Source organism: Streptomyces sp. NBC_01116, assembly GCF_041435495.1.
Taxonomy (GTDB): Bacteria; Actinomycetota; Actinomycetes; order Streptomycetales; family Streptomycetaceae; genus Streptomyces.
Map to the genome: position 1 here is coordinate 1085556 of NZ_CP108644.1, position 23858 is coordinate 1109413.

Consider the following 23858-nt stretch of genomic DNA (forward strand, 5'->3'; position numbering starts at 1 on the left):
TCGTTCACAGTGAGGATATGACTGATGTGACCTCCGCGAAGAGCACCCGCCGCCCGCACCACTGGCGGCGGGACCTGATCGAACTGGCCGCCCTGTTCACCGCCGTGGCCGTGGCCGACGCCATCGCCAACCTCATCGGACACCAGCCGGACGGGCCCTACCTGCTCGGGGCGTCGGCGGTGGCGCTGGTGGCCACCGCGGCGTTCCACACCTGGTGGGCGCGACGGCACAGTCACGCTCCCCCGTCCGGTGAGGGGGGCGCCGCGCCGGGCGGAGCGGAGGCGGCCGCGCACGAGGCGCGGGACGGCGCGGCGGGGAAGGGCGGGGGCAGCGGCGCGGGCGGGATCGCCGGCGCCGAGGAGACCACGCTGTGGCGGATGCGGACGACCGTGCGCGACGCCCCGGGCAGCCTGGCCGCGCTGTGCGTGGCCCTCGCCGGGCTCCGGGTGGACATCCTCACCCTGGGGACCCACCCGCTCGCGCGGGGGACCGTCGACGAGTTCCTGCTGCGGGCCCCGGCCTCGCTCCAGGCGCGGGAACTGTCCCGCGAGATCGCGGCGGCCGGCGGCGCGTCCACGTGGATCGAGCGGGCGGACGCCCACGATCTGGTCGACATCCCGACCCGGGTGCTGTCGCTGGCCACCCGGACGGCGCTCGACGCGGCCGAGCTGCCGCTCGCCCTGCGCCAGTTGCTCGGCCGGTGCACCATCCACTCGCTGCCCGCCCTGTCCGTCACCGGACGACCGACCGGGGAGAGCGCCCCGGTCGAGGGTGTGCTGGAGGAGACCGTGATGCGGCTGCGCGACCCGTCCGGCGGGGTGATCTCCGTCGAGCGGCCCTATCTGCCGTTCACGCCGACCGAGTTCGCGCGGGCGCGTGCCCTCGTCGAGCTGGACGCCCGGCTCGGCCCGCGGGTGCCGCGCGGCGAGGACGTCCTCACCCTGCCCGAGGGCAACGAGATCACCGTGCGCCGCGCGGACCGCGACGACCTCGCCGCCGCCCGCGCGATGCACGACCGCTGCTCGCAGCGCACCCTGGGCCTGCGCTACCACGGTCCGGTCGCGGACGCGGACCGCTATCTCGACCATCTGCTCAGCCCCCGCTTCGGCCGCACCCTGACGGTGCAGACGGCCTCCGGCAAGCTGGTGGCGCTGGGCCACCTCCTCTGGGACGGCGACGAGACCGAGGTCGCCCTCCTCGTCGAGGACGACTGGCAGCGCCGGGGCATCGGCTCCGAGTTGCTCGGCCGCCTGGTGGCCCTCGCCGTGGAGGCCGGCTGCGAGAGCGTGTACGCCGTGACGCAGTCCCACAACACCGGCATGGTGGCGGCGATGCGTGCGCTGGAGCTGCCTCTCGACTACCAGATCGAGGAGGGCACGCTCGTCATCACCGCACGGCTGACGGCCGACCGGCCGACGGCTGACCGGCCGCTGACGACCGAAGGGTCCGCCCGGCCGTCCGCGCCGACGGAAGGGGCCCGTCGCTGAGCGCCTGGCACAGGTCCGCCCACAGGTCCTCGACGTCCTCCAGGCCGACCGACATCCGCAGCAGCCGGTCGCCGACGCCCGATGCCCGCCGGTCTCCCTCCTCCACGATGCGGTGGCTGATGGAGGCCGGGTGCTGGATCAGCGAGTCCACGCTGCCGAGGCTGACGGCGGGCGTGATGAGCCGCACCCCGGAGATCACCCGGTGCGGGTCGCCGTACACCTCGAAGGAGATCATCGCGCCGCCGATCCGCGGGTAGTGCACCCGGGCGATGCGCGGGTCGGCGGTGAGCCTGCGGACCAGTTCGGCCGCGCTCGTCGAGGCCGCCCGTACGCGTACCGGAAGCGTGGACAGGCCGCGCAGCAGGAGGTAGCCGGCCAGCGGGTGCAGCACTCCGCCGGTGGCGAACCGGACCTGGCGCAGGGTGGCGGCGAACTCCTCGTCGCAGGCGACGACGCCGCCCATGACGTCCCCGTGGCCCCCGAGGTACTTGGTGGCGCTGTGCAGGACGATCCGCGCGCCGAGTTCGACGGGGCGCTGCAGGACGGGGGTGGCGAAGGTGTTGTCGACCAGCAGCGGGACGGTTCCGCAGGCGTGGGCGACGGCCCGGATGTCGACCTCGGCCAGCGTCGGGTTGGCCGGCGTCTCGACCATCACGAGCCCGGTGTCCGGGCGGATGGCGTCGGCGATGCCCGCCGGGTCGGTCCAGGTCACCTCGGTGCCCAGCAGCCCGGCGCCGAGCAGATGGTCACTGCAGCCATAGAGCGGGCGGACCGCGACGACATGGCGCAGCCCCTGACTCGCGCGGGCGAGCAGGACCGCGGTCAGCGCCGCCATCCCGCTGGCGAAGGCGACCGCGCTCTCGGCGCCCTCCAGCCGGGCGAGGGCCGTCTCGAAGCGGCCCGTGGTGGGGTTGTCCAGCCGGGCGTAGACCGGCGGCCCGTCGGGGCGGGCCCCGGTGGTGGCGAAGGCGTCGATCCGCATCGCCTCGCCGCGCGAGTCGTAGGAGGGGTAGGTGGTGGACAGGTCGATCGGCGGGGCGTGCACGCCGAGGGAGGCGAGGTCGTCGCGTCCGGCGTGCACGGCATCGGTGGCGAGAGCCCTGGACGGGGTGGGGGCAGGGGGCGTCATCGAGACTTCGTTGTCCATGCCGTCACTCTGAACAGCTACCGGTTCGTAGCGGCCGAATCCCGTGTTACGTTCGCGGCATGTCCGATTCCGTCGCTCTCGATCCGGTGGATCTGCAGATTCTGCGGCTGTTGCAGAACGATGCGCGGACCACCTACCGGGAGCTCGCGGCCGAGGTCGGCGTGGCCGCTTCGACCTGCCTGGACCGGGTGGCCCGGCTGCGCCGCTCCGGGGTGATCCTCGGGGACCGGTTGCGCCTCGATCCGGCGAAGCTGGGCCGGGGCCTCCAGGCGCTGCTCCTGGTGCAGGTACGGCCGCACCGCCGGGAGCTGATCGGACCGTTCGTCGAACGTGTCAGGTCCCTGCCGGAGTCGCGTGCGCTCTTCCATCTCACCGGTCCCGACGACTATCTGGTGCAGGTCGCCGTGGCCGACGCGGCGGATCTGCAGCGGCTGGTGCTGGACGAGTTCACCTCGCGGCGGGAGGTGGCCCGGGTGGACACGCGGCTGATCTTCCAGCAGTGGGACTGCGGGCCGCTGCTGCCGCCCGCCGGGAGCTGAGCCCCGGGGACGTGCCGGGACACGCCGCGGTGATCGTCTTTCGGACGCCCGGGGGCCCCGGTGATGACGAAGAGGCCACCGGCGTACGAGGATGTCCGCATGTCAGACACTTCGAGCAGCGCGCTGCCCCGTCAGGTCGCCGACGCCTACGTCGACGCAATCATCGAACTCGACCCCGTCACGGGCACCTATCTGGGTGTGCCCGAAAGCTCGCGCCGGCTGCCCGACTTCTCACCGGCCGGTCAGGACGCGGTCGCCGACCTCGTCCGCGCGACGCTGCGGGAGCTGGACGCCGCCGAGCGGCGTCCCGGTGCGGACAGCGATGCCGAGCGGCGCTGCGGACGCCTCCTGCGGGAACGTCTGACGGCACAACTCGCCGTGCACGAAGCCGAGGAGGGCCTGCGGACGGTCTCCAACATGCAGTCGCCGGCCCACAGCATCACCGAGGTCTTCACCCTCACGCCGACCGCGACGGACGAGGACTGGGCGGCGGTCGTGGAACGGCTGCGGGCGGTGCCCGCCGCGCACGAGGGGTACCGCGCCTCGCTGGCGCTCGGTCTGGAGCGCAAGCTGTACGGCGGTCCCCGCGCGACGGCCACGTTCGTCGGGCAGCTCACGGAGTGGGGCGGGGAGGGCGAGGGCGCGGCGTTCTTCGCGGAGTTCGTCGCCCCCGGCCCCGCGTCGCTGCGGGCGGAGCTGGACGAGGCCGCCCGGCTCGCGACGGCCTCGGTGCTCTCCCTGCGGGACTGGGTGCGCGACGTCTACACCCCGGGCATCGAGGGGGCCCCGGACCCGGTCGGCCGGGAGCGCTACGCCCTGTGGTCGCGGCAGTACAACGGCACCGACCTGGATCTCGACGAGGCGTACGCGTACGGCTGGTCGGAATACCACCGGCTGCTCGCGGAGATGAGGACCGAGGCCGAGAAGATCCTGCCCGGGGCCGGCCCCTGGGAGGCGCTCGCCCATCTCGACGTGCACGGCAAGCACATCGAGGGCGTGGACGAGGTCCGCGAGTGGCTGCAGGGCGTGATGGACGAGGCGATCGAGGCGCTGGACGGCACGCACTTCGATCTCGCCGAGCGGGTACGGAAGGTGGAGTCCCGCATCGCGCCGCCCGGCGGGGCCGCCGCGCCGTACTACACCGGTCCCTCCGAGGACTTCTCCCGCCCCGGGCGCACCTGGCTGCCCACCATGGGCGAGACCCGTTTCCCGGTGTACGACCTGGTCTCGACCTGGTACCACGAGGGCGTTCCCGGCCACCACCTGCAGATCGCGCAGTGGACGCACGTCGCCGACAGCCTCTCCCGCTACCAGGCGTCGGTCGGCATGGTCAGCGCGAACGCCGAGGGCTGGGCGCTGTACGCGGAACGGCTGATGGACGAGCTGGGCTTCCTGCCCGACGCGGAACGGCGGCTCGGCTATCTGGACGCGCAGATGATGCGCGCCTGCCGGGTGATCGTCGACATCGGCATGCACCTGGAGCTGGAGATTCCGGCGGACTCCCCCTTCCACCCGGGCGAGCGTTGGACGCCCGATCTGGCCCAGGAGTTCTTCGGCGACCACAGCAGCCGTCCCGCCGACTTCGTGGAGAGCGAGATGACCCGCTATCTGTCGATGCCGGGTCAGGCCATCGGCTACAAGCTCGGGGAGCGCGCCTGGCTGCTCGGCCGGGAGAACGCGCGGGCCGCGCACGGCGAGGCGTTCGATCTGAAGACCTGGCACATGGCGGCGCTCTCCCAGGGGTCGCTGGGCCTGGACGATCTGGTCGACGAGCTGTCTCGGCTCTGATCCGGACGGCGCGCACGGTCCGAAGTCCCCGTCGGTGGAAGTGAGGCGGCCCGTCATGAGCGAGCGGAACGGATTCCTGTTCTGCGGCGACCCGTTGCGGCCCTCCCGGCCCGATCCGCAGTTCGCCGACGAGGTCGCGGCGGCGCGTGCGGCCGGTGGGCGGATCGCGTTGCTCGATCATGACGCGCTGCTCGCGGGCGACGCGGCCGGAGCGGTGGCCCGGGTCGCGCGGGACTCCGGGCCGTACTGGTACCGGGGCTGGATGATCCCCTCCGACCGGTACGCGGAGCTGGAGGCGGCGCTCGGCGCGCGGGGCTGCGCCCTGCTCACCGGTGCCGCCGCATATGGCGGGCACATGAACTCCCCGGATGGTACGAGGAGTTCGCCGGGCTCACGCCGCGCAGCGTCTGGTGTGCCACGGCTCCGGGGGCTCCGCCGCCCACCGCCGGCGAGCTGGCCGCGCTCGCGGCGCCCCTGGGGCCGGGACCCGGCATCGTGAAGGACTTCGTGAAGTCCCGCAAGCACGAGTGGCACGAGGCGTGTTACGTGCCGGAGCTGGCGGACGCGGGGCGACTGGCCGCCGTGGTCGGCCGGTTCGTCGAACTGCAGGGCACGTTTCTCTCGGGCGGCCTGGTGCTGCGGTCCTTCGAGCCGTTCGTCGCGGGCGGCGAGGCGCGGGTGTGGTGGGTGGACGGTGCGGCCGTGCTCGTCACCGCCCACCCCGACACCCCGGGCGCGGTGTCCGTTCCCGAACCGGCGCTCCCGCGAGAGGCCGTGGGCCGACTCGGGCCGCGCTGGGTCACCACCGACCTGGCGTTGCGCGAGGACGGGGTGTGGCGGGTGGTGGAGGTCGGCGACGGCCAGGTCAGCGGCCTTCCCGCCGGGGCGGAGACCGGGGCCCTGTTCGCCGCGCTGGCGGGCGCCGGACCGCGCTGGCCTCCACCCGGCTCCGGCCCCGGCCTCAGCAGCCGCAGTCGGCGGCGGCGGCCGGCGCGGTGAGCGGGTCGGCTCCGCGCCGCTCGACGCCCTCCCAGGTCTCGAAGGCGAAGCCCTCGCGCACCCAGTACTCGAAGCCGCCGAGCATCTCCTTCACCCGGTAGCCGAGTCGGGCGAGGGCCAGGGCCGCGCGGGTCGCGCCGTTGCAGCCCGGACCCCAGCAGTACGTGATGACGGGAAAGGCCGGGTCCAGCAGTGCAGCCGCCTGCTCGGGGATCAGCGCGGTGGGCAGGTGCACCGCGCCGGGCACGTGCCCCTGGTCCCAGGACGCGGTGGAGCGGCTGTCCAGGACGACGAACCCGGGATCACCGCCGGCGGCCAGCGTGGAGGCGACGTCGGAGACATCGGCGTGGAAGGCGAGCGAAGCACCGAAGTAGGCGGCCGCGGCAGCGGGAGAGGCGGGCGCGACGCGCAGGACGGGGTTGTCGGCCGTGGCCGTGATGTGCGAGGTCATGACCATGAATCTATGACCGCGGAACGGGACCGGGAAGTGGGATTCCCCGGCACACTTCTTGATTCGCCGGGGATTTCCCTGTTGTCTCGGCCGAGTGACCGACTATTCCCCGGACGCCACCGACTGGCGCATCCTCGACGTCCTCCAGCGCGACGGCCGCGCCACCTTCGCCGAGCTCGCACGCGCCGTCGCCATGTCCCCGAGCGCCGTGACGGAGCGGGTGCGCCGGCTGGAGGAGCTGGGGGTGATCAGCGGGTACGCGGCGGTGGTCGACGCCGAGCGGATCGGGCTGCCCATCCTCGCCCTGGTGCGCCTGCGCTACCCGAACGGGAACTACAAGCCCTTCCACGATCTTCTGGAGACCACGCCGGAGATCATCGAGGCCCACCACGTCACCGGCGACGACTGCTTCGTCCTCAAGGTCACGGCCCGGTCGATGAGGCATCTGGAGGAGACCACCGGGCGGATCGGCGCGCTGGGGGCCGTCACCACCAGCGTCGTGTACTCCTCGCCGCTCCCCCGCCGGGCGATCGGCCGCTGACCCTCCGGGCGGCCGGGCCGGTCACAGGCGGTGGCGGACGGAGGAGCCCTGACGCTCCTTCACCACCTCCAGCCGGACCGGGATCCGGCGGCGCAGGTCGGCCACATGGCTGACGATGCCGACGCTGCGGTCCCGCTCCCGCAGGGAGTCCAGTACGTCGAGCACCTCGTCCAGGGTCTGGTCGTCCAGGCTGCCGAACCCCTCGTCGATGAAGAGGGTGTCCAGGCGTACGCCGCCGGCCTCCTCGGTCACGACGTCGGCGAGGCCCAGCGCGAGCGCCAGCGAGGCGAAGAACGTCTCGCCGCCGGAGAGCGTCGCGGTGTCCCGTTCGCTGCCGGTCCAGGCGTCGACCACATGCAGCCCGAGCCCCGCTCTGCGTCCGCCGCTGCGGGCGTCGGAGTGGACCAGGGTGTAGCGGCCGGAGGACATCCGCTGGAGCCGCGCGGTGGCGGCGGCCGCCACCTGTTCGAGGCGGGCGGCCAGGACGTACGCCTCCAGGCGCATCTTGCGCTCGTTGTCGGCGGAGGTGCCCGCCGCCAGACCCGCGAGCCGGGCGATCCGCTCGTACTCCTGCCGCACCGGGCCCAGCCGCCGCACCTCGTCGGCGGCCTCCCGGGAGAGCCGGGTCAGCTCGCCGCAGCGCTCGTCGGCGGCGGCCCGTGCGGAGGACGCCTCGCGCGACAGCCACTCCGCCGTCTCGAACGCGCCCTGTGCGGCCGATGGATGAGCCGGGGGCTGCGCGGCCGCCTCGCGGGCGTCGCGTTCGGCGCGGCGGTCGGCGACCGCCGCGGCCTCGGCCTGCCAGGCGTCGACGCGGTGCTGGAGGTCGCGTTGGGCGGCGGCGTCGAGGAGGGTCGCCGCGGCCTCCTCCGGGGTGTCGAAACCCGCCCGGAACGCCGCGTCGGAGAGCCGGCCGTCGGCCTCCTTGCGCTGCCGGTCGGCGTCCCGTTCGGCGCGCACCGCGTCGGCGGCCTCCGCGAGGAGCGCCACCCGCCGGGTGAGGCGTTCGGCGTACGCGGCGACGGACCCGGACTCGTCGCGGACAGCGGCGAGTTCATCCCGCAGCACGGTCTGCTCGCGGTCGAGCGTCTCCCGGCGGGACGTGCGGGCGGCGGCCCGGCGCTCGGCCTCCTGCCGGAGTTCGAGGCGCCCGAGGTGCTCGCGCTCCGCGGCGTCGAGCGCCTCGCGGGCGGCGTGCGTTCCGGCGGCGAGGCGGTGCGTCTCGGCGTGCTCGGCGGCCAACCGGTCGACGGTGTCGCGGAGTTCGGCGACGGACGGGCCGGGGTCCGTCGTCGCCCCGCTGTCGCTCCCGCCCTCGACGGGCTCCGCCGCGGCATCGGCGTCGCGGGCCTCCGCCTGCGCGGTGGCGTGGCGTTCGCGGACGAGCCCGAGGGCCTGCTCGGCGCGGGCGCGGGTCTCCTCGGCGTGCCGGTGGGCGGTGAGGGCGGCCTCCTCGGTGGCCCGGTCGACGTGGCCGTCGCCCTCGGTGGCGGGGGCCGGGTGCTCGGCGGAGCCGCAGACGGTGCAGGGCGCGCCGTCGACGAGTCCGGCGGCCAGCTCCGCCGCGATGTCCCGCAGTCGGCGCTCCCGCAGCCCGAGCCAGGTCTCATGGGCGTCGAGGGCGTCTTCGCGGGCCTCGGTGAGTGTCCGCCGGGCGGCCAGGACCTCGGCGGCCAGCGCGTCGCGGCGGCGGGCGGCCTCCAGTCTGCGGCGGGCCGGGGCGAGGAGCCCGGCGAGCTGTTCGGCGCGGGTCGCGGCCTCCTGTGCCGTGGCGATGCGTTCCCTGAGGCCGGCGTGGACGGCGTCCCACCCCGCCAGCCAGGCGTCCGCGTCCCGGACGGTCGCGTCGTCGGCCCGGGACTCGCGCTCCAGCCGGTCCCGTTCCTCGTCGATCGCCGCGCTGCGCGCCTCGGCCCGGCGGGCCGACTCCAGGCCGCCCAGCTCCTGCCGGAACCGGCGCTCCAGCTCGGTGAGCCGGTCGGGGCCCGCGTCGGCGAGGTCGGGCGGCAGCTGCGCCCTGGCCCGGTCGACGGCGGCGCCCGCCCGGCGGTGGGCCCGCTCCGCCTCCTCGCGCAGGTCCAGTGCGGGGGCGACGCGGTCCGCCCTGCGGGCGCGCTCCAGCTGCTCCTGGCAGCGGTCGTGCTCAAGCCGCAGCTCCTCCAGGGCCGCGGCGCGCCGCACGGTCTCCTCGTGCCGCTGCTGGAGGCGGGCGAGTTCGCGCGCGGTGTCCAGGGCGTGGCGCGCCGCCCGCTGCCGGCCCTCGGCCCCGGTCAGGACGCAGTGGGCGATGCCGAGCCGTTCGCGGGCCGTGGACCGGGCGATGGCGGCCCACTCCAGAACGGCTTCGGCGAGACCGGGTTCGCCGGGCCGTGCGGTGATCGGTGTGGCCTCGGCCCCGGCCGGTCCGGCCGCCTGGGCGATGCGCTGGGCGAGGGCGAGGATCCGCTCGTCGGCGGCGGTGACCCTGGCCTCGGCGCCCCGGCGCAGCTCGGCGAGGCGTTCCTCGACAGCGGCGAAGCGGCGGGTGTCGAAGAGCCGGCCGAGGAGTTTTCCGCGGGCCTCGGCGTCCGAGCGCAGGAAGCGGGCGAAGTCGCCCTGCGGCAACAGCACCACCTGGCAGAACTGGTCCCGGCTCATGCCGATGAGCTGGGTCAGCTCCTCGCCGATCTCCTGGTGCGACTTGCTGAGAGCCTGCCAGCCCCGCTCGGGGTCGTGACCGCGCAGCCGGCTCTGGGCCTTCTCCATGGTGAAGCCGTCGCCGCGCTTCTTGGGACGGGGCTGGGCGGGACTGCGGGTGACTTCGAGGCGTCGTCCGCCGACGGTCAGTTCCAGCTGGACCTCGGTGGGCAGGTCCGCCGGGGCGTGGTCGCTGCGCAGGGAGGCGCCGGGGCTCTGCCGGGCGCCGGGGACGGCTCCGTACAGGGCGAAGCAGACGGCGTCCAGGACGGAGGTCTTCCCGGCGCCGGTGGGTCCGTGGAGCAGGAAGAGACCGGCGGAGGAGAGGGCGTCGAAGTCGACTTCCTGGGTGGCGCCGAACGGGCCGAAGGCGGTGATGCTCAGGCGGTGCAGTCTCACCGGGACACCTCGCCCACGGCCTCGTCCACCCGTACGTCGTCGAACGCGGCCCGCAGCACGGTGCGTTCGAGGTCGTTAGGGCCGCTGCCGCCGCGGACGTGGGCGACGAAGTCCTCGGCGATCTGGTGGTCGTCACGGCCCCGGAGGCGCTGGGCGTAGGACGCCCCCGGGTCGTCCGGCGGCCGCTCGGGATCGAAGACGAGGCTGAGCGTGTGCGGGAAGCGCCGGGCGAGGCGGGCCATCGGTTCGGCGGGGCGCACCGGGTCGGTGAGGGTGGCCTCGACCCAGGCGTGCTCGTGGCGGTCCAGGGCGGGGTCCTCCAGAAGGGTGTCGAGCCGGCCCCGGAGCCGGGCCAGGGGCCGCTCGACGGGGCAGTCGATCCGTTCCTCGGCCGCGATGTCCCCGTCGCCGTCGAGGTCGATGAGCCACATCGTCTTGCGGTGGTCGGCCTCGGAGAAGGAGTAGGCGAGCGGGGAGCCGGAGTAGCGGACGCGGCTCGTGACCCGCTGGGAGCCGTGGAGGTGGCCGAGGGCCGCGTAGTCGACGCCGTCGAAGACCCCGGCCGGGACCGCCGCGACCCCGCCGACGGTGATGTCGCGTTCGCTGTCGCTGGGCTCCCCGCCCGCCACGAAGGCGTGCGCGAGGACGACGGAGCGGATGCCCGCGGGGCGGGTGGCGAGGTCGGCGCGGACCTGGTCCATGGCGGCGGTGAGGACCGCCTCGTGGCCGGTCCTGGCTGCCCGGAGGGTGTCCTTGACCAGGGCCGGTTCCAGGTAGGGCAGCCCGTAGAACGCCACGTCGCCGTGGTCGTCGGCGAGCACGACGGGGGTGGCGCAGTTCTCCGGGTCGGTCCGCAGGTGGATCCCGGCCCGCTCGAAGAGCCCGGCGCCGACGCCGAGCCGGCGGGCGGAGTCGTGGTTGCCGGAGATCATGACGGTGGGGACGCCCGCGGCGGCGAGCCGGTGCAGCGCGCGGTCGAACAGCTCGACGGCGGTGAGCGGCGGGACGGCCCGGTCGTACACGTCGCCGGCGACGAGGACGACGTCCACCTCGCGTTCCCGGGCGGTCGCCACGAGGTGGTCGAGGTAGGCGGCCTGGGCGTCGAGGAGGGAGACCCGGTGGAAGGACCGGCCCAGGTGCCAGTCCGAGGTGTGCAGGATCCTCACGCCGGCACTCCAGCGGATCCGGTCGGCGCCATCGCCCTGCCGTTTCCGGCCCGCGTCGCCAGCCCGCCGCTTCCGGCCCGCAGGGCCGCCCCGCCGCTTCCGGCCCGCCCCGCCACCGCGCCCGTCGCGGCCCGCATCGTCACTCCGCCGGTTCCGGCCTGCATCGTCGTCCTCCACCCCGTGGGCCGCGCACCGGCGGCCCGTGATCCCGCTCGGCACCGACCACGCTAACGCCGCCGGGCCGCCGAATCCGCATCGATCATGATTTCGGCGTCCGTGGGATTGCCCTCATCGCGAGCGTGTCGGACCTCGGCGCCGTCACACGTCGCCGTACGCCTCGCCGCCCAGCTCCAGCACGGCGGTCCCCGCGGTCGCGTCCGCCAGCCAGGCGGTGAACGCCTCGACGTCGCCGTCCGGCAGCCCGATATCGATGGTGACGGCCTCGGTGTACCGCACCTCGCGGACGTCCCGCCCGGTGGCCCGCAGGTCGTTCTCCAGCTTTCCGGCGCGTTGGTGGTCGACCTGGATCGTGGCGAGCCGGAAGCGCTGCCGGGTGATGGTGCCGAGCGCGTCGAGGGCTTCGCCGACCACTCCCCCGTACGCCCGGATCAGCCCGCCCGCGCCGAGTTTGACCCCGCCGTAGTAGCGGGTGACGACCGCCACGGCGTACCGCACCTCCCGCCGCAGGAGCATCTGGAGCATCGGGACCCCCGCGGTCCCGCCGGGTTCGCCGTCGTCGCTCGCCTTCTGCACGGAGGCGTCGGCGCCGATCACGTACGCGAAGCAGTTGTGGGAGGCGGTCGGGTGCTCCTTGCGGACGCGGGCGACGAAGTCCTGCGCCTCCTGTTCGGTGGCGGCGGGGGCGAGGGAGCAGAGGAAGCGGGATCGGTTGATCTCGCTCTCGTGCACACCCGCGCGGGCGACGGTCCGGTACTGCTCCTGCATCCGTCCACCCTATGCGCCGCCGTGAGGACGGGTCCCGGCGGGAATGGGCGGGCGGGGCTCGTCGGTTGTCCCGGCATGAGCGCAGACGACACGTACGCGGACGCCGCGACGATCAGGCGGATTCTTCGGGACACGGGCGACACCTGGGCGGTGGTGGGTCTGTCCGGCAACCGTTCCCGGGCCGCCTACGGTGTGGCGGAGGTCCTCCAGCGGTTCGGCAAGCGGGTGGTGCCGGTGCACCCGAAGGCCGAGACGGTGCACGGGGAGCGGGGGTACGCCTCGCTCGCGGACATCCCCTTCCCCGTCGACGTGGTGGACGTGTTCGTCAACAGCGAGCTGGCGGGCGCGGTCGCGGACGAAGCGGTGGCGGTGGGTGCGAAGGCGGTGTGGTTCCAGCTCGGCGTCGTGGACCCGGACGCCTTCGGGCGGACGCGCGCGGCGGGGCTGGACATGGTCATGGACCGGTGCCCCGCGATCGAGATCCCGCGGCTGGAGGGGCCCGCCTGAGCGGCCGGGGTGTGGGAGGCCGTCCGGGACGGGAAGGATCTCCGCCGTGGACGACGTACTCGACGCGGACGTGCTCGACGGGGCCCGGACGACGGCCGCTCTGACCGCGCTGGGCGTGCGGCCCGGCGACGTGCTCCTGGTGCACGCCTCGCTGAGGTCGCTGGGGCCGGTGGCGGGCGGTGCGCGCGGGGTGCTGGACGCGCTCCGCCGGGCCGTGGGGCGGGAGGGGACCCTGGTGGTCCCCGCCTTCACCCCGGAGAACTCCGACACCTCCCCGCACTACCGCGAGCGGGTGCGTGACCTGGACGCGGGGGCCGTCGACGCCGTGCGGGCCTCGATGGAGCCGTACGACCCATCGCTGACCCCCGCTCCGTCGATGGGCGTGCTGGCCGAGACCGTACGGACGGCTGCGGGGGCCGGGCGCAGCGCGCATCCGCAGACCTCGTTCGCGGCGCTCGGCCCGGAGGCGGCGCGCCTGCTCTCCGGGCACCGGGCCGACTGCCATCTCGGGGAGGACTCGCCGCTGGCCCGGCTGTACGAGGCGGATGCCCGGATCCTGCTGCTCGGCACCGGCTACACCACGTGTACGGCGTTCCACCTGGGCGAGTACCGGATGCCGGGGCCGCCGCGCCGGGGCTACCGCTGCGTGGTGACGTCGCGGGGGGTGCGCCGGTGGTGGGAGTACGAGGATGTCGCCCTGGACGACGGGGACTTCGCCGCCCTGGGCGCGGCGTTCGAGGACGCCGCGGCGGACGGTGCCGTACGCGCGGGACGCGTGGGCGCGGCCGACTGCAGGCTCCTCCGGCTGCGTCCCGCCGTCGACTTCGCCACGGACTGGCTCACGGAGCACCGGGCGGCCGGGCGTTGACGCCGGCCGCCCGGAGGGGAGTCGGGACGGCCCCGGAGGCAGCCGTCAGACGCCGAGGCCCTCGACGAGGACGGCGCCCGGGAGGGCGGCGAGCGCCTTGCCGGGGACGATGAGCTTGCCGCGCCGGCTGCCGCTGCCGATCAGGACCCACTCCTCGTCCACCACGGCGGGGTCCAGCAGGAGGGGCCAGGCGGCGGGCAGGCCGATCGGGGTGATGCCGCCGTACTCCATGCCGCTCTCGCCGACCGCGGTGTCCATCGACGCGAACGAGGCCTTGCGGGCGCCGAGGTGTTTGCGGACCGCGCCGTTGACGTCGACCCGGGTGCGGGAGAGCACCACGCAGGCGGCGAGGGTGACGTCCTGGCCGCGCTTGCCCGCCACGACGACGCAGTTGGCCGAGGTCTCCAGCAGTTCCACGCCGTAGTGCTCGGCGAAGACGGCGGTGTCGGCGACGGCCGGGTCGCTGTCGACGTGGATGACCTGCTCGGCGGTGAACTCGCCCCAGCCTGCGGTCAGGGCCGTGACGACGGGGGCGGGGAGCAGGTCGAGCCGTTCCGCAGCGGGAGCGGCGTCCTCGAAGGTTCCGATGGGTGCGCGCATGGCGCTCACGCTAACAGCGGCGGGGGCGGGTCCGGCCGGGCGTCTCAGCGGACGGGCGGGATGGCGACGGCCATGGTGAACACGGCCGGTCCGGAGCCGTCGTTGCGGTAGCCGTGCGGCACGTGCGCCTCGAAGGTGGCGGAGGTTCCGGCGGGGACGAGGTGGGTGCGGCCGTCGACGACCAGGGTCAGTTCGCCCTCGGTCGCGTGGAGGAGTTCGACGGTGCCCTCGGGGTGCGGGTCGGAGGAGGTGCCTTCTCCGGGCATCAGCCGGCAGGTCCACAGTTCGAGCGGGCCGCGGGCCTCGGCGCCGACGAGGAGTGTCTTGGAGCTGCCCGCCCCGGTGGACCAGATGCGGACGGCCCGGCTCTCCGGGACCAGCCGGACCTGGGCGCCCTGCTCGTGTTCGAGGAGGGTGGTGATGCTGATGCCGAGCGCGTCGGCCAGTTTGACGGTGGTGCCGACGCTCGGGTTCGTCCGCGCCTGCTCGATCTGGATGATCATCCCGCGGCTGACCCCGGCGCGGGCCGCGAGGGCGTCGAGGGTGAAGCCGCGCTCCCCCCGCCAGCGCTTGAGGTTGCGGGCCAGCGACTGGGTGAGCTGGTCGAGGTCGGGCACGTACCGTCCCTGCGGTGGATGGCGGAGTTCGGGTGGCGGAGTGCGGCGTACCGGTTGCAGCGTGCTGGGCGTGGATTCGTGTACGGCGCGTGCCGGGGTCAAGAATATTGCACCGCCGTACGGTGCACTCCCCGCGTCCGGCGGGCTGTACCGCCACCGCCGCCCTACGGCGTCTCCCGTGCCTCGTCCAGCTCCGCCAGGGCCAGCAGCTGTTCGGGCGTGACGCCCTCGGGGATCGGCACGGGCGCCGGTGTGCGCAGGGGCGGCTGCCACCCCTGCTCCGGGTCCCAGCTGCGGACGACCCGGGCGGGCGCCCCGGCGACCACCGCGTGGTCGGGCACCTCGCCCCGGACGACCGCGCCGGCGGCGACCACGACGTTCCGGCCGAGCCGGGCGCCGGGCAGGATCACCGCGCCGGTGCCGATCCAGCAGCCGGGCCCGATCGCCACCGGTTCCATCCGGGGCCACTGCTTGCCCACGGGCTCGTGCGGGTCGTCGTAGCTGTGGTTGGTCGAGGTGATGTAGACGTACGGGCCGCAGTAGGTGTCCGGGCCGATCGTCACCGTGGTGTCCGCGATCACATGGCTGCCGCGCCCCAGCACCACGCCGTCGCCCAGCGTGAGGACGGTGTCGGGGCCGAGGTCCAGGTCCGGCATCATCCCGGCCGTGAGCGTGACCTGCTCGCCTATGACGCAGTGCGCGCCGAGCTCGATCCACGGCTCCCCGAACACGGTCCCCTGCGGGAAGGCGAGCCGGGTCCCCGTGCCGATCGCGCGGAACCGCAGCCGCCCGGGGTGCTCGGCGGTGACCGCGCCCGCCCGCTGCGCCCAGGACCAGCCGAGGTGGACCGCGCGGGAGGCGGCGCGGCGCGGCCAGCGGGCGAGGGGGGAGAACGCGTTTCGGTTCTTCGGCACGCGCTCACGGTAGTCGGCGGCGCGGTGGGCGATCCGTGCGATGACCTGTGATGTTCGCCCCACCGGGCGCTGTGCGCCGGGAGTCGTCCCCTACCGTGTGAGACGGCCGTCCGGCGGATGCGAGCGATTCCGCGGGGAAGGCCCAGGAGCACCACACCGGCGCGAAGGAGCAGGCGATGGCGGAGCAGGCGTTGATCACGGGCATGGGCGGCAAGGAGCCGGACATCGACGTGGACGCGTTCGTGGCGCCGACCTCCGTGGTGATCGGCGAGGTGACGCTCGCCCCGGGCTCCAGCGTCTGGTACCAGGCCGTGCTGCGGGCCGACTGCGGTCCCATCACGCTCGGCCCCGACAGCAATATCCAGGACAACTGCAGCGTGCACACCGACCCCGGTTTCCCGCTCACCGTGGGCGCACGGGTCTCGGTCGGCCACAACGCGGTGCTGCACGGCTGTGTGATCGAGGACGACGTGCTGGTGGGGATGGGCGCCACGGTGCTCAACGGCGCGCACATCGGGGCGGGTTCGCTGGTCGCGGCGCAGGCCCTGGTGCCGCAGGGGATGCGGGTGCCGCCGGGCTCGCTCGTCGCGGGGGTGCCCGCGAAGGTGAAGCGGCCGCTGACCGTGGAGGAGTTGGAGAGCATCCGTTTCAACGCGGCCGGGTACGTGGAGCTGGCGAAGGCCCACCGTGAGGCGCACGGGGGCTGAGGCCCGGATTCCGGCCGCCGTACGTCTGCGGGCCGCCGCCCCTGCCCGAACGGGAGGGGCGGCGGCCCGCAGACGTACGGCGCTTCTCAGCTGTTGGGGCGCAGGGTCCACACGACGGTCATCTCGCCGGTGACCGCGCCGTCGGCGCGCCGGATCTCGATGGCGACGGGGAATTCCGGCCGCTCGCCGGCGTCCAGTTCGGCGACGACGTCGGCGATGGGGCGGCCGAGGGTCGCGGTGGCGGTGACCTCGCCCTTGGCGAGCTTCTTGTAGCCGATCTCGGCCTTCACGGCGAGCGGCACGGCGCGCGACATCTGGTCGCCGAAGGCGGCGATGACGATCGCGCCGCTGGCGGACTCGGCAAGCGTGAACATCGCTCCGGCGTGGGGACCGCCGAGGTGGTTGTGGTAGTCCGCCTGGTCGGGCAGCCGGACGACGGCGCGCTCCGGCGTCGTCTCCAGGAAGTCGAGGTTGAGGGTCCGGGCCATCGGGACCGTCGCGACGAGCATCTCGCCCACGGTCATCTGTTCAGCGCTCATGCCCGAAGGTTACTCACCAGTAGAACCGTTTGGCCATCCCCTTGTGACGGCTCTGGGACAGGGCGGCCGTAGAAGTGACCGGGTACCCCATCTATGGTTACTGGCCATGTGGCCAGGAACGCAGCCGCCCGGGGGCGAGCAGAACCCGCAGGACCAGAACCAGAACCCGTACCAGCAGCCGGGGTACCAGCAGCCGAATCCCTACCAGCAACCGGGATATCCGCCGCAGGGGCAGCCCGGCCAGCCCACGGAGCCGGGCTACGGATACCCGCAGGGCCCGCCCGCCGGGCAGCCGGGGTACCAGCAGCCGAATCCCTACCAGCAGCCGACGGTGCCGCAGTACGCCGTCCCGGGTCCGCCCGGCGGGCCGAAGCCCGGCGACGACAAGAAGAAGACGACGATCGTGGCGATCGTCGCGGCGACCGCCGTCGTGGTCGCGGCGGGCGTCACCGGTTTCCTCGTGCTCGGCAAGGACGACGAGGGCAAGACCGTCGCCGACGACAAGAAGTCCGCGTCGCCGAGCGCCAAGCCCAGCGAGGCGGACACCGGCTCCGCGCCGCCTGCCGAGAACCCGCGCGGCTCCGAGAGCGACCCCAAGCCGGTCGTTCCGGGCTGGAAGGTCGTCACCAACCCCAAGTGGGGCACGCAGTTCGACGTTCCCGGTGACTGGGAGGTCGCGAGTTCGGGGATGTTCTCCGGATTCGAGGACGCCAAGAAGCCCGACGGCCCGCCCGTCGCCGGCTTCTCCGCGCCCGCCTACTACAAGAGCAAGTGGTGCGTCGACGACTCCGACGGGGACGGCAGCGAGGAGGACACCGGGCTCGCCGGCGTCGGGACGAAGGGCGCCCAGGGCGCCAAGAACACCGACGAGGCCGCGACGAACGAGGCCGCCAACTGGGTGTGGGCCGCCTACGCCCAGCTGGACCCCAAGAGCAAGGTCAAGATCGGCAAGCCCAAGGCGTACACCACCGAGTCGGGCCTCTCCGGCAGCGTCGTCCAGGCCACCGCGCTGGGCCTCGCCAACAAGGAGAAGTGCGACAGCGACGGGAAGTCGATCGCCTTCTCCTTCAAGAACTCCAAGGGCGACTACTCGACCTGGGTCCTCTACGCCGCGGCCGACGTCAAGGACGAGCTTCCGGACACCACCATCCAGAAGATCCTGAGCACGGTCCGCCTCTCCGGGCAGCCCACCGGCTGACCCGCGCGCCTGTCCGTTCCCGCCGCCGAGCCGCCCGCCGGAGCCTCAGCCGACGCTGAAGGCTCCGGCGGGCGGTTCGGGCGAGGCGACCGCGTCCACGTCCGCCACCGGGCGGGCCCCGCCGATGAACCGGGTCAGCGCGGGGCCGTGGGTGACCCGTGCGGGGAAGGCGTCGGCGGCACAGGCGCGGACGAGCGGGGCCACGTCGAGGGGCGCGTACGAGGCGAGCAGGACGACGTTGCCGAAGCGCCGCCCGCGCAGCACGGCCGGCTCCCCGATCATGGCGAGTTCCGGGAAGACCGCGGCGAAGTTCGCCAGTTGGGAGCGGAGGAAGGCGAACGGCGCGCTGTCGGCCAGGTTGGCGGCGTAGATCCCGTCCTCGCGCATCGCCCGGCCCGCGGCCCGCGCGTACTCGACGGACGTGAGGTGCGCCGGAACACGGGAGCCGCCGAAGACGTCCGCGATCAGGAGGTCGACGGAGGCGGGGACCGCCGCCTCCAGCCGCTCCCGGGCGTCGGCCGCGTGCAGGGAGATGCCGCCGCCCCCGGGCAGCGGCAGATGCTCCCGGACCAGCCGCAGCAGCCCCCGGTCCGCGTCGACGACGTCCTGGCGCGATCCGGGGCGGGTCGCCGCCACGTAGCGGGGCAGGGTCAGCGCCCCGCCGCCCAGGTGCAGGACGTCCAGGGGCTCGCCCGGTCCGGCCGCGCCGTCCACCACGTGGGCGAGCCTGCGTACGTACTCGAACTCCAGGTGGGACGGGTCGTCGAGGTCGACGTAGGACTGGGGCGCGTCGTCGACCATGAGCAGCCAGGCCCGGTCGCGGTCCACGTCGGGCAGCAGCCGGGCGGTGCCGCAGTCGACCTCGCGGATGACGGGTATCGGCTCGTTCACGTCTCCATTGTCGCCTCCCCCGCCCCCGCTGCCCGTCACCCCCGGGACGCGGGGTGACGGGCAGCGGGGGTGCTCAGAGCAGCTCGGTGACCGTGCCCGCGCCGACCGTGCGGCCGCCCTCGCGGATCGCGAAGCCGAGACCGGACTCCAGTGGCACGTCACGGCCCAGCTCCACGGTCATCGTGACCGTGTCGCCGGGGCGCGCGACCGCCGTCCCGCCGAGGTCGACGTCGCCGACGACGTCCGCCGTACGGATGTAGAACTGCGGCCGGTAGCCGGTGGTCACCGGGGTCGAGCGGCCACCCTCCTTCGTCGACAGGACGTACACCTGGGCGGTGAACCGGCGGCTCGGCACCACGCTGCCGGGCGCGGCGACGACATGGCCGCGGCGGACCCGGTCGCGCTCCACCCCGCGCAGCAGCAGCGCGACGTTGTCCCCGGCCTCGGCGGACTCCATCGGCTTGCCGAAGGTCTCCAGGCCGGTGACGACCGTCTCGACGTCCGCGCCGAGCACCGCGACCCGGTCGCCGGCGCGGACGGTGCCGCGCTCGACGGCGCCCGTGACGACGGTGCCCCGGCCCGTGATGGTCAGGACGTTCTCGACGGACAGCAGGAACGGCGCGTCGGTGTAGCGCACCGGAATCGGTACGTAGGTGTCGACGGCGTCCAGCAGCCCTTCGATCGCCGCCGTCCACCGGGGGTCGCCCTCCAGCGCCCTGAGCCCGGAGACCCGGACCACGGGGACGGTGTCGCCGCCGTACCCGTGCGCGGAGAGCAGCTCGCGGACCTCCAGCTCGACCAGGTCGGTCAGCTCGGGGTCGCCCGCGTCGGCCTTGTTGAGGGCGACGACGATGTGGTCGACGCCCACTTGACGGGCCAGCAGCACGTGCTCGGCGGTCTGCGGCATGATCCCGTCGAGCGCGGAGACGACGAGGATCGCCCCGTCGAGCTGCGCCGCCCCGGTCACCATGTTCTTGATGTAGTCGGCGTGTCCGGGCATGTCGACGTGCGCGTAGTGGCGGGTGTCGGTCTCGTACTCGACGTGCGCGATGTTGATCGTGATGCCGCGCTGGGCCTCCTCGGGGGCACGGTCGATCCGGTCGAAGGACACGTAGGAGGTGGAGCTGCCCCCGCGCTCGCTGAGGACCTTGGTGATGGCGGCGGTGAGCGTGGTCTTGCCGTGGTCGACGTGGCCCATGGTGCCGATGTTGAGGTGCGGCTTGGTGCGTACGTAAGCGGTCTTGGACATGGCTCGTTCCTTGAAGAACTCGAAGCTGAGAAGAGAAGACCCCAGGGCCCCGCCGACCCTCCCCTCACGGGGTCCGCCGGACTGTCGGGGGAGGGTCAGCTTCGGGCGCCGCCGATGGGCGCTGCGGCGGCGGTGCACGCTGCCGTGGCCGCTGCCGCGGCGAACGCCGCCGCGAGGGCGAAGTCGTTCACGGCAGCCTTCGGCGCGTCCGCGACTGCGGACGGCGCTGCGGGGAAGGCGTACCGGAACATGCCCCTGATCATGGCCGGGCGGGGCGTCGCCGTCGAATGGTTTTCCCGACGCCTCGGAGGTCCTCTTCCCGACGCCTCAGAGGTTCTTGAGCGCCTCGCGCGCGGAGAGCGGCGACAGGCGGGTCCCGGCTCCCACGACGAAGTCGCGTACGGCGGCGGGGTCGGTCTTGGCGTACTCCCGCAGGGCCCAGCCGATCGCCTTGCGGATGAAGAAGTCGGGGTGGTCCGCGCGGCGCAGGCAGTAGCCGAAGAGCCGGCCGGTGTCGGTGGCCTCCCGGTAGCGCAGCTGGTGCAGCAGGGCGGTCCTGGCCGCCCAGAGGCTGGGGTCGTCGATCCACCGGTCCATCTCCCGGGCGAGCGCCGGGTCGGCGGCGACCAGGGGGCCCGCGACATGCGCGGCGAGCACGTCGACCGTGTCCCACCAGGGGACGGTGGTCACGAGGTGGCGCAGGACCGGCAGGAAGCCGGAGGTGCAGCGGCCCGCGTACCGGCGCAGGTAGTCGGCGGCGAAGTACTGGTACTCCCGCTCCGGCAGCCGCCAGCAGCGCAGCGCGATCGCCGTGCAGTCCGCCTCCTCCGGCCGCCCGGCGCCCGCCAGCACGGTCCGTGACAGGGCCCGGCGCTCGGGGGTGGGGATCCCGAGGAAGGGGGCCACGTGCTTCATGTACGCGGCGGCTCCCGCGGCCCGCACGGGGTCGGCGGCCGGGGCATAGACGGCGACGAGCCGCTCCAGGACGGTGTCGGCGAGGGCGCTGTCCGGCGGGACGGGGGCGTCGGCGGCGGGGTTCACGCGAGGCACATTACGGCGATCACACAGCGTTTTCGGTTACTCTCCCCGAATGTTCGACCCCGTCCCCTCCGCCCGGCCCGCCACCGGTCCCGCCCTGCGCCTCTCCAGGGCGCTGCTGTCGCCGTGGTCCCGGTTCTCGCTGCTCGTGGTCGTCCTGCTGGGGGCCGCGTCGACGATGCTGCTGTTCGAACCACAGCGGCTGCTGGCGTCGGGCTGGCCGCCCCAGCTGACCGGCGGCACGGCCGCGATGATCTTCGGGCTGGCGTACGGGGCGCTGACGGTGGCGTTCGTGCCGCGTCCGCTGCTCAACATCGCCGCGGGCGCGTTGTTCGGCGCGCAGGCGGGTCTCGCGGCGGCGCTGGCGGGCACGGTGCTGGGCGCGGGCGTGTCGTTCATGCTGGGCCGGGTGCTGGGCCAGGACGCGCTGCGGACCCTGTTGCGGGGGAGGCTGCTGACCGCCGCGGACGGGGTGCTGAGCCGGCACGGCTTCCGGTCCGTCCTGGCGCTGCGGCTCTTCCCCGGGATCCCGTTCGCCGCCGCCAACTACTGCGCGGCGACCTCCCGGATGAGCGCTCCGCCGTTCCTCCTGGCCACCGGGCTGGGGTCGATCCCGAACACGGCGGCGTACGTGATAGCCGGCAGCGAGGCCGCGTCGCCGACCTCGCCGGTCTTCCTGGCCGCCACGGGCTTCATCGTGCTGTCCGCTCTCGGCGGGGCGCTGGTCGCCTGGCGCAAGCGTCACCGGCTCGGCCGGGACACGCCGGAGAACTGAACGTACGGCGGCACGTGGATGACCGGTGCAGTAGGTCTGACGTTTACTTTCAGGCGATACGCTGCCCGCGACCTCGATGTCCTTGTTGTCCTTGACCGCACTCCGTACCCCGCACGCAGCCGACGGGCCCCGCCGTCCGTGGCCGATGCACGATCACCTCCGGGATGGCCGAAGCCCCATGAGCTGGTTCGAATCATTCGTCCTGGGACTCGTTCAGGGACTGACCGAGTTCCTGCCGATCTCCTCCAGCGCCCATCTGCGGCTGACCGCCGCGTTCGCCGGCTGGCACGACCCGGGGGCCGCCTTCACCGCCATCAGTCAGATCGGCACGGAGGCGGCGGTGCTCATCTACTTCCGCAAGGACATCGCACGCATCCTGTCCGCGTGGTTCCGCTCGCTGACGGACCGTGCGATGCGCGGTGACCACGACGCCCAGATGGGCTGGCTGGTCATCGTCGGCTCGATCCCCATCGGCGTCCTGGGCATCACGCTCAAGGACCAGATCGAGGGACCGTTCCGCGACCTCCGGCTGATCGCGACGACGCTGATCGGCATGGGCATCGTGCTGGGCATCGCCGACCGGCTGGCCGCGCGCGACGAGTCGGGCGGCAAGCACCGGGTGGTGAAGGAGCGCAAGACGCTCAAGGACCTCGGGGTCAGGGACGGTCTGATCTTCGGGTTCTGCCAGGCGATGGCGCTCGTCCCCGGGGTCTCCCGGTCGGGCGCGACGATCAGCGGTGGCCTGCTGATGGGCTACACCCGCGAGTCGGCCGCCCGCTACTCGTTCCTGCTGGCGATCCCCGCGGTGCTCGCCTCGGGCGCCTACGAGCTCAAGGACGTGGGCGAGGGGCATGTCTCCTGGGGCCCGACGATCTTCGCGACGCTGGTGGCGTTCTTCGTCGGATACGCCGTCATCGCGTGGTTCATGAAGTTCATCACGACCAAGAGCTTCATGCCGTTCGTCATCTACCGCATCCTGCTCGGCATCGTCCTCTTCATCCTGATCTGGGCCGGGGTGCTCAGCCCGCACGCGGGTGAGTCGGCGGGCTGACGTCATCGCTGTGCGCCCCGCCCGGGAGCAGCCGGGCGGGGCGATCCAGCAGCGCAGCAGCCAGCAGCGCGGATAGATGGCCCCCACCGTACGGCGGGGGTCTGACAACGCCGGGGCCCCGGACACCTACCGGGCCTCGGCCCCGTGGCGGCGTCAGGCCGGTGGCGGCGTCAGGCCGGTGGCGGCGTCAGGCCGGTGGCGGCGTCAGGCCGGTGGCGGTCAGGACTGCGTCGACCGTCTCGTCCACGGTCAGCTCCGCGCTGTCGATCCAGATCTTCTCGTCGGCCAGTTCGGCGCGCATGACGTCGTCCAGCGGGGACCAGTCCGTCGTCAGCGTCTTGTCCCGGGCGAGGTTGCGCTCCCTGGCCTTCGCGGCTCCCGGGGCCAGGACCACGCAGTGCAGCGGTACGCCGGTGAGCGTGGCGCGGTAGAAGTCGAGGTGGGCACGGCGTACGACGACGTCGTCGATGACCGGGAGGAAGCCCGCGGCGGCGAAACTGTCCGCCAGCAGGCAGGCGTTGCGGGCCCGGAGGAAGATCTGCCGGTCCGCCTCCTCGTCCTTCTCGGGCGAGGGCCACCGGCCGCCGGAGACGATGAGTTCCTGGAGGGCGTCCACCTCGATGTGGGCGGCGGTGGCGAAGCGGGCGGCGAGAGCCGCGGCCACCGTGCTCTTGCCGCTGCCGGGGATGCCGATCAGCAGGACGGCGCCCGCCGCCGGTGATCCGGTGTCGACCGGTACCTCTGTCCACCCCATGTGGCCACGCTC

At 73.8% G+C, this 23858-nt stretch carries 25 protein-coding genes and 1 pseudogene; 11 read left to right on the plus strand and 15 right to left on the minus strand.

Features of this window, described 5'->3' with window-relative positions; genetic code table 11:
• The first annotated feature begins 26 nt into the window (after positions 1-26).
• Positions 27-1487, plus strand: coding sequence for an N-acetyltransferase family protein (locus OG245_RS04495; protein ID WP_371627804.1), 1461 nt, complete (start codon positions 27-29; stop codon positions 1485-1487).
• Here OG245_RS04495 and OG245_RS04500 read toward each other — a convergent pair.
• Complete coding sequence (locus OG245_RS04500) at positions 1387-2634, minus strand: PLP-dependent aspartate aminotransferase family protein (protein WP_371622253.1); 1248 nt, start codon at positions 2632-2634, stop codon at positions 1387-1389. The two genes, OG245_RS04495 and OG245_RS04500, sit on opposite strands and share 101 nt — an antisense overlap.
• 59 nt (positions 2635-2693) lie before the next feature.
• Here OG245_RS04500 and OG245_RS04505 point away from each other — a divergent pair, with 59 nt between their 5' ends.
• From OG245_RS04505 to OG245_RS04515, 3 genes and pseudogenes are all read left to right on the plus strand, one after another.
• Positions 2694-3173, plus strand: a complete 480-nt coding sequence (locus OG245_RS04505; RefSeq protein WP_371622254.1) for an Lrp/AsnC family transcriptional regulator — start codon at positions 2694-2696, stop codon at positions 3171-3173.
• A gap of 99 nt (positions 3174-3272) precedes the next feature.
• Complete coding sequence (locus OG245_RS04510) at positions 3273-4961, plus strand: DUF885 domain-containing protein (protein WP_371622255.1); 1689 nt, start codon at positions 3273-3275, stop codon at positions 4959-4961.
• 55 nt (positions 4962-5016) lie between these two features.
• Positions 5017-5888, plus strand: a pseudogene (locus OG245_RS04515) (ATP-grasp domain-containing protein); the annotation flags it as partial.
• A gap of 34 nt (positions 5889-5922) precedes the next feature.
• On the opposite strand, the gene OG245_RS04520 reads toward OG245_RS04515, so the two are convergent.
• Positions 5923-6417, minus strand: coding sequence for a rhodanese-like domain-containing protein (locus tag OG245_RS04520; RefSeq protein WP_371622256.1), 495 nt, complete (start codon positions 6415-6417; stop codon positions 5923-5925).
• An 88-nt stretch (positions 6418-6505) separates the two neighbouring features.
• On the opposite strand from OG245_RS04520, the gene OG245_RS04525 reads away from it, so the two are divergent.
• Complete coding sequence (locus OG245_RS04525; RefSeq protein WP_371622257.1) at positions 6506-6952, plus strand: Lrp/AsnC family transcriptional regulator; 447 nt, start codon at positions 6506-6508, stop codon at positions 6950-6952.
• A 21-nt stretch (positions 6953-6973) separates the two neighbouring features.
• Here the strand turns inward: OG245_RS04525 and OG245_RS04530 are convergent, their stop codons facing one another.
• From OG245_RS04530 to OG245_RS04545, 4 genes are all read right to left on the minus strand, one after another.
• Positions 6974-10027 (minus strand): AAA family ATPase, encoded by a 3054-nt coding sequence (locus OG245_RS04530; protein WP_371622258.1) that lies wholly within the window; start codon positions 10025-10027, stop codon positions 6974-6976.
• Complete coding sequence (locus tag OG245_RS04535) at positions 10024-11193, minus strand: exonuclease SbcCD subunit D (protein ID WP_371622259.1); 1170 nt, start codon at positions 11191-11193, stop codon at positions 10024-10026. The genes OG245_RS04530 and OG245_RS04535 overlap by 4 nt, the downstream gene beginning before the upstream one ends.
• A complete protein-coding gene (locus tag OG245_RS04540; RefSeq protein ID WP_371622260.1) occupies positions 11190-11357 on the minus strand; it encodes a hypothetical protein in 168 nt (55 codons plus the stop codon). The genes OG245_RS04535 and OG245_RS04540 overlap by 4 nt, the downstream gene beginning before the upstream one ends.
• Positions 11358-11511: 154 nt before the next feature.
• A complete protein-coding gene (locus tag OG245_RS04545; RefSeq protein WP_371622261.1) occupies positions 11512-12138 on the minus strand; it encodes a YigZ family protein in 627 nt (208 codons plus the stop codon).
• Positions 12139-12213: 75 nt separating this feature from the next.
• On the opposite strand from OG245_RS04545, the gene OG245_RS04550 reads away from it, so the two are divergent.
• Both OG245_RS04550 and OG245_RS04555 read left to right on the plus strand, forming a co-directional pair.
• Positions 12214-12645 carry a CoA-binding protein gene (locus OG245_RS04550; protein ID WP_371622262.1) on the plus strand — a complete coding sequence of 144 codons (432 nt, stop codon included), beginning with the start codon at positions 12214-12216 and terminating at the stop codon, positions 12643-12645.
• Between the two features lie 46 nt (positions 12646-12691).
• On the plus strand, positions 12692-13513 hold the full coding sequence (locus tag OG245_RS04555; RefSeq protein WP_371622263.1) for an aminoglycoside N(3)-acetyltransferase: 822 nt from the start codon (positions 12692-12694) through the stop codon (positions 13511-13513).
• A 45-nt stretch (positions 13514-13558) separates the two neighbouring features.
• Here the strand turns inward: OG245_RS04555 and OG245_RS04560 are convergent, their stop codons facing one another.
• The 3 genes from OG245_RS04560 to OG245_RS04570 all read right to left on the minus strand — a co-directional run bounded on the left by OG245_RS04560 (position 13559) and on the right by OG245_RS04570 (position 15644).
• Entirely contained in the window at positions 13559-14113 is a 555-nt protein-coding gene (locus OG245_RS04560) for a YbaK/EbsC family protein (protein WP_371622264.1), read from the minus strand.
• A gap of 44 nt (positions 14114-14157) precedes the next feature.
• On the minus strand, positions 14158-14730 hold the full coding sequence (locus OG245_RS04565) for a helix-turn-helix domain-containing protein (RefSeq protein ID WP_371622265.1): 573 nt from the start codon (positions 14728-14730) through the stop codon (positions 14158-14160).
• 164 nt (positions 14731-14894) lie between these two features.
• Positions 14895-15644 carry an acyltransferase gene (locus OG245_RS04570; protein WP_371622266.1) on the minus strand — a complete coding sequence of 250 codons (750 nt, stop codon included), beginning with the start codon at positions 15642-15644 and terminating at the stop codon, positions 14895-14897.
• 176 nt (positions 15645-15820) lie between these two features.
• Between OG245_RS04570 and OG245_RS04575 the strand changes: the two genes are divergently transcribed.
• The gene (locus OG245_RS04575) at positions 15821-16351 is read left to right on the plus strand and encodes a gamma carbonic anhydrase family protein (RefSeq protein ID WP_371622267.1); all 531 of its coding nucleotides are present in this window, start codon (positions 15821-15823) and stop codon (positions 16349-16351) included.
• A gap of 86 nt (positions 16352-16437) precedes the next feature.
• On the opposite strand, the gene OG245_RS04580 is transcribed toward OG245_RS04575, so the two are convergent.
• Entirely contained in the window at positions 16438-16875 is a 438-nt protein-coding gene (locus OG245_RS04580) for a DUF4442 domain-containing protein (RefSeq protein ID WP_364872413.1), read from the minus strand.
• Positions 16876-16996: 121 nt separating this feature from the next.
• Between OG245_RS04580 and OG245_RS04585 the strand changes: the two genes are divergently transcribed.
• Positions 16997-18088, plus strand: a complete 1092-nt coding sequence (locus OG245_RS04585; RefSeq protein ID WP_371622268.1) for a hypothetical protein — start codon at positions 16997-16999, stop codon at positions 18086-18088.
• A 45-nt stretch (positions 18089-18133) separates the two neighbouring features.
• Here OG245_RS04585 and OG245_RS04590 read toward each other — a convergent pair whose 3' ends face one another.
• The 4 genes from OG245_RS04590 to OG245_RS04605 all read right to left on the minus strand — a co-directional run bounded on the left by OG245_RS04590 (position 18134) and on the right by OG245_RS04605 (position 21269).
• The gene (locus OG245_RS04590) at positions 18134-18979 is read right to left on the minus strand and encodes a spermidine synthase (protein ID WP_371622269.1); all 846 of its coding nucleotides are present in this window, start codon (positions 18977-18979) and stop codon (positions 18134-18136) included.
• Between the two features lie 73 nt (positions 18980-19052).
• On the minus strand, positions 19053-20228 hold the full coding sequence (tuf, locus tag OG245_RS04595) for an elongation factor Tu (protein ID WP_371622270.1): 1176 nt from the start codon (positions 20226-20228) through the stop codon (positions 19053-19055).
• A 95-nt stretch (positions 20229-20323) separates the two neighbouring features.
• Positions 20324-20479: a hypothetical protein gene (locus OG245_RS04600; RefSeq protein ID WP_371622271.1), complete on the minus strand. Its 156-nt coding sequence runs from the start codon at positions 20477-20479 to the stop codon at positions 20324-20326.
• A gap of 76 nt (positions 20480-20555) precedes the next feature.
• Positions 20556-21269, minus strand: a complete 714-nt coding sequence (locus tag OG245_RS04605) for a DNA alkylation repair protein (RefSeq protein WP_371622272.1) — start codon at positions 21267-21269, stop codon at positions 20556-20558.
• Positions 21270-21318: 49 nt separating this feature from the next.
• Between OG245_RS04605 and OG245_RS04610 the strand changes: the two genes are divergently transcribed.
• Both OG245_RS04610 and OG245_RS04615 read left to right on the plus strand, forming a co-directional pair.
• Complete coding sequence (locus OG245_RS04610) at positions 21319-22041, plus strand: TVP38/TMEM64 family protein (RefSeq protein ID WP_371622273.1); 723 nt, start codon at positions 21319-21321, stop codon at positions 22039-22041.
• Between the two features lie 178 nt (positions 22042-22219).
• Positions 22220-23092 (plus strand): undecaprenyl-diphosphate phosphatase, encoded by an 873-nt coding sequence (locus tag OG245_RS04615; RefSeq protein ID WP_371622274.1) that lies wholly within the window; start codon positions 22220-22222, stop codon positions 23090-23092.
• A 187-nt stretch (positions 23093-23279) separates the two neighbouring features.
• Here the strand turns inward: OG245_RS04615 and OG245_RS04620 are convergent, their stop codons facing one another.
• Positions 23280-23846 (minus strand): AAA family ATPase, encoded by a 567-nt coding sequence (locus OG245_RS04620; protein WP_371622275.1) that lies wholly within the window; start codon positions 23844-23846, stop codon positions 23280-23282.
• Positions 23847-23858 lie beyond the last annotated feature (12 nt).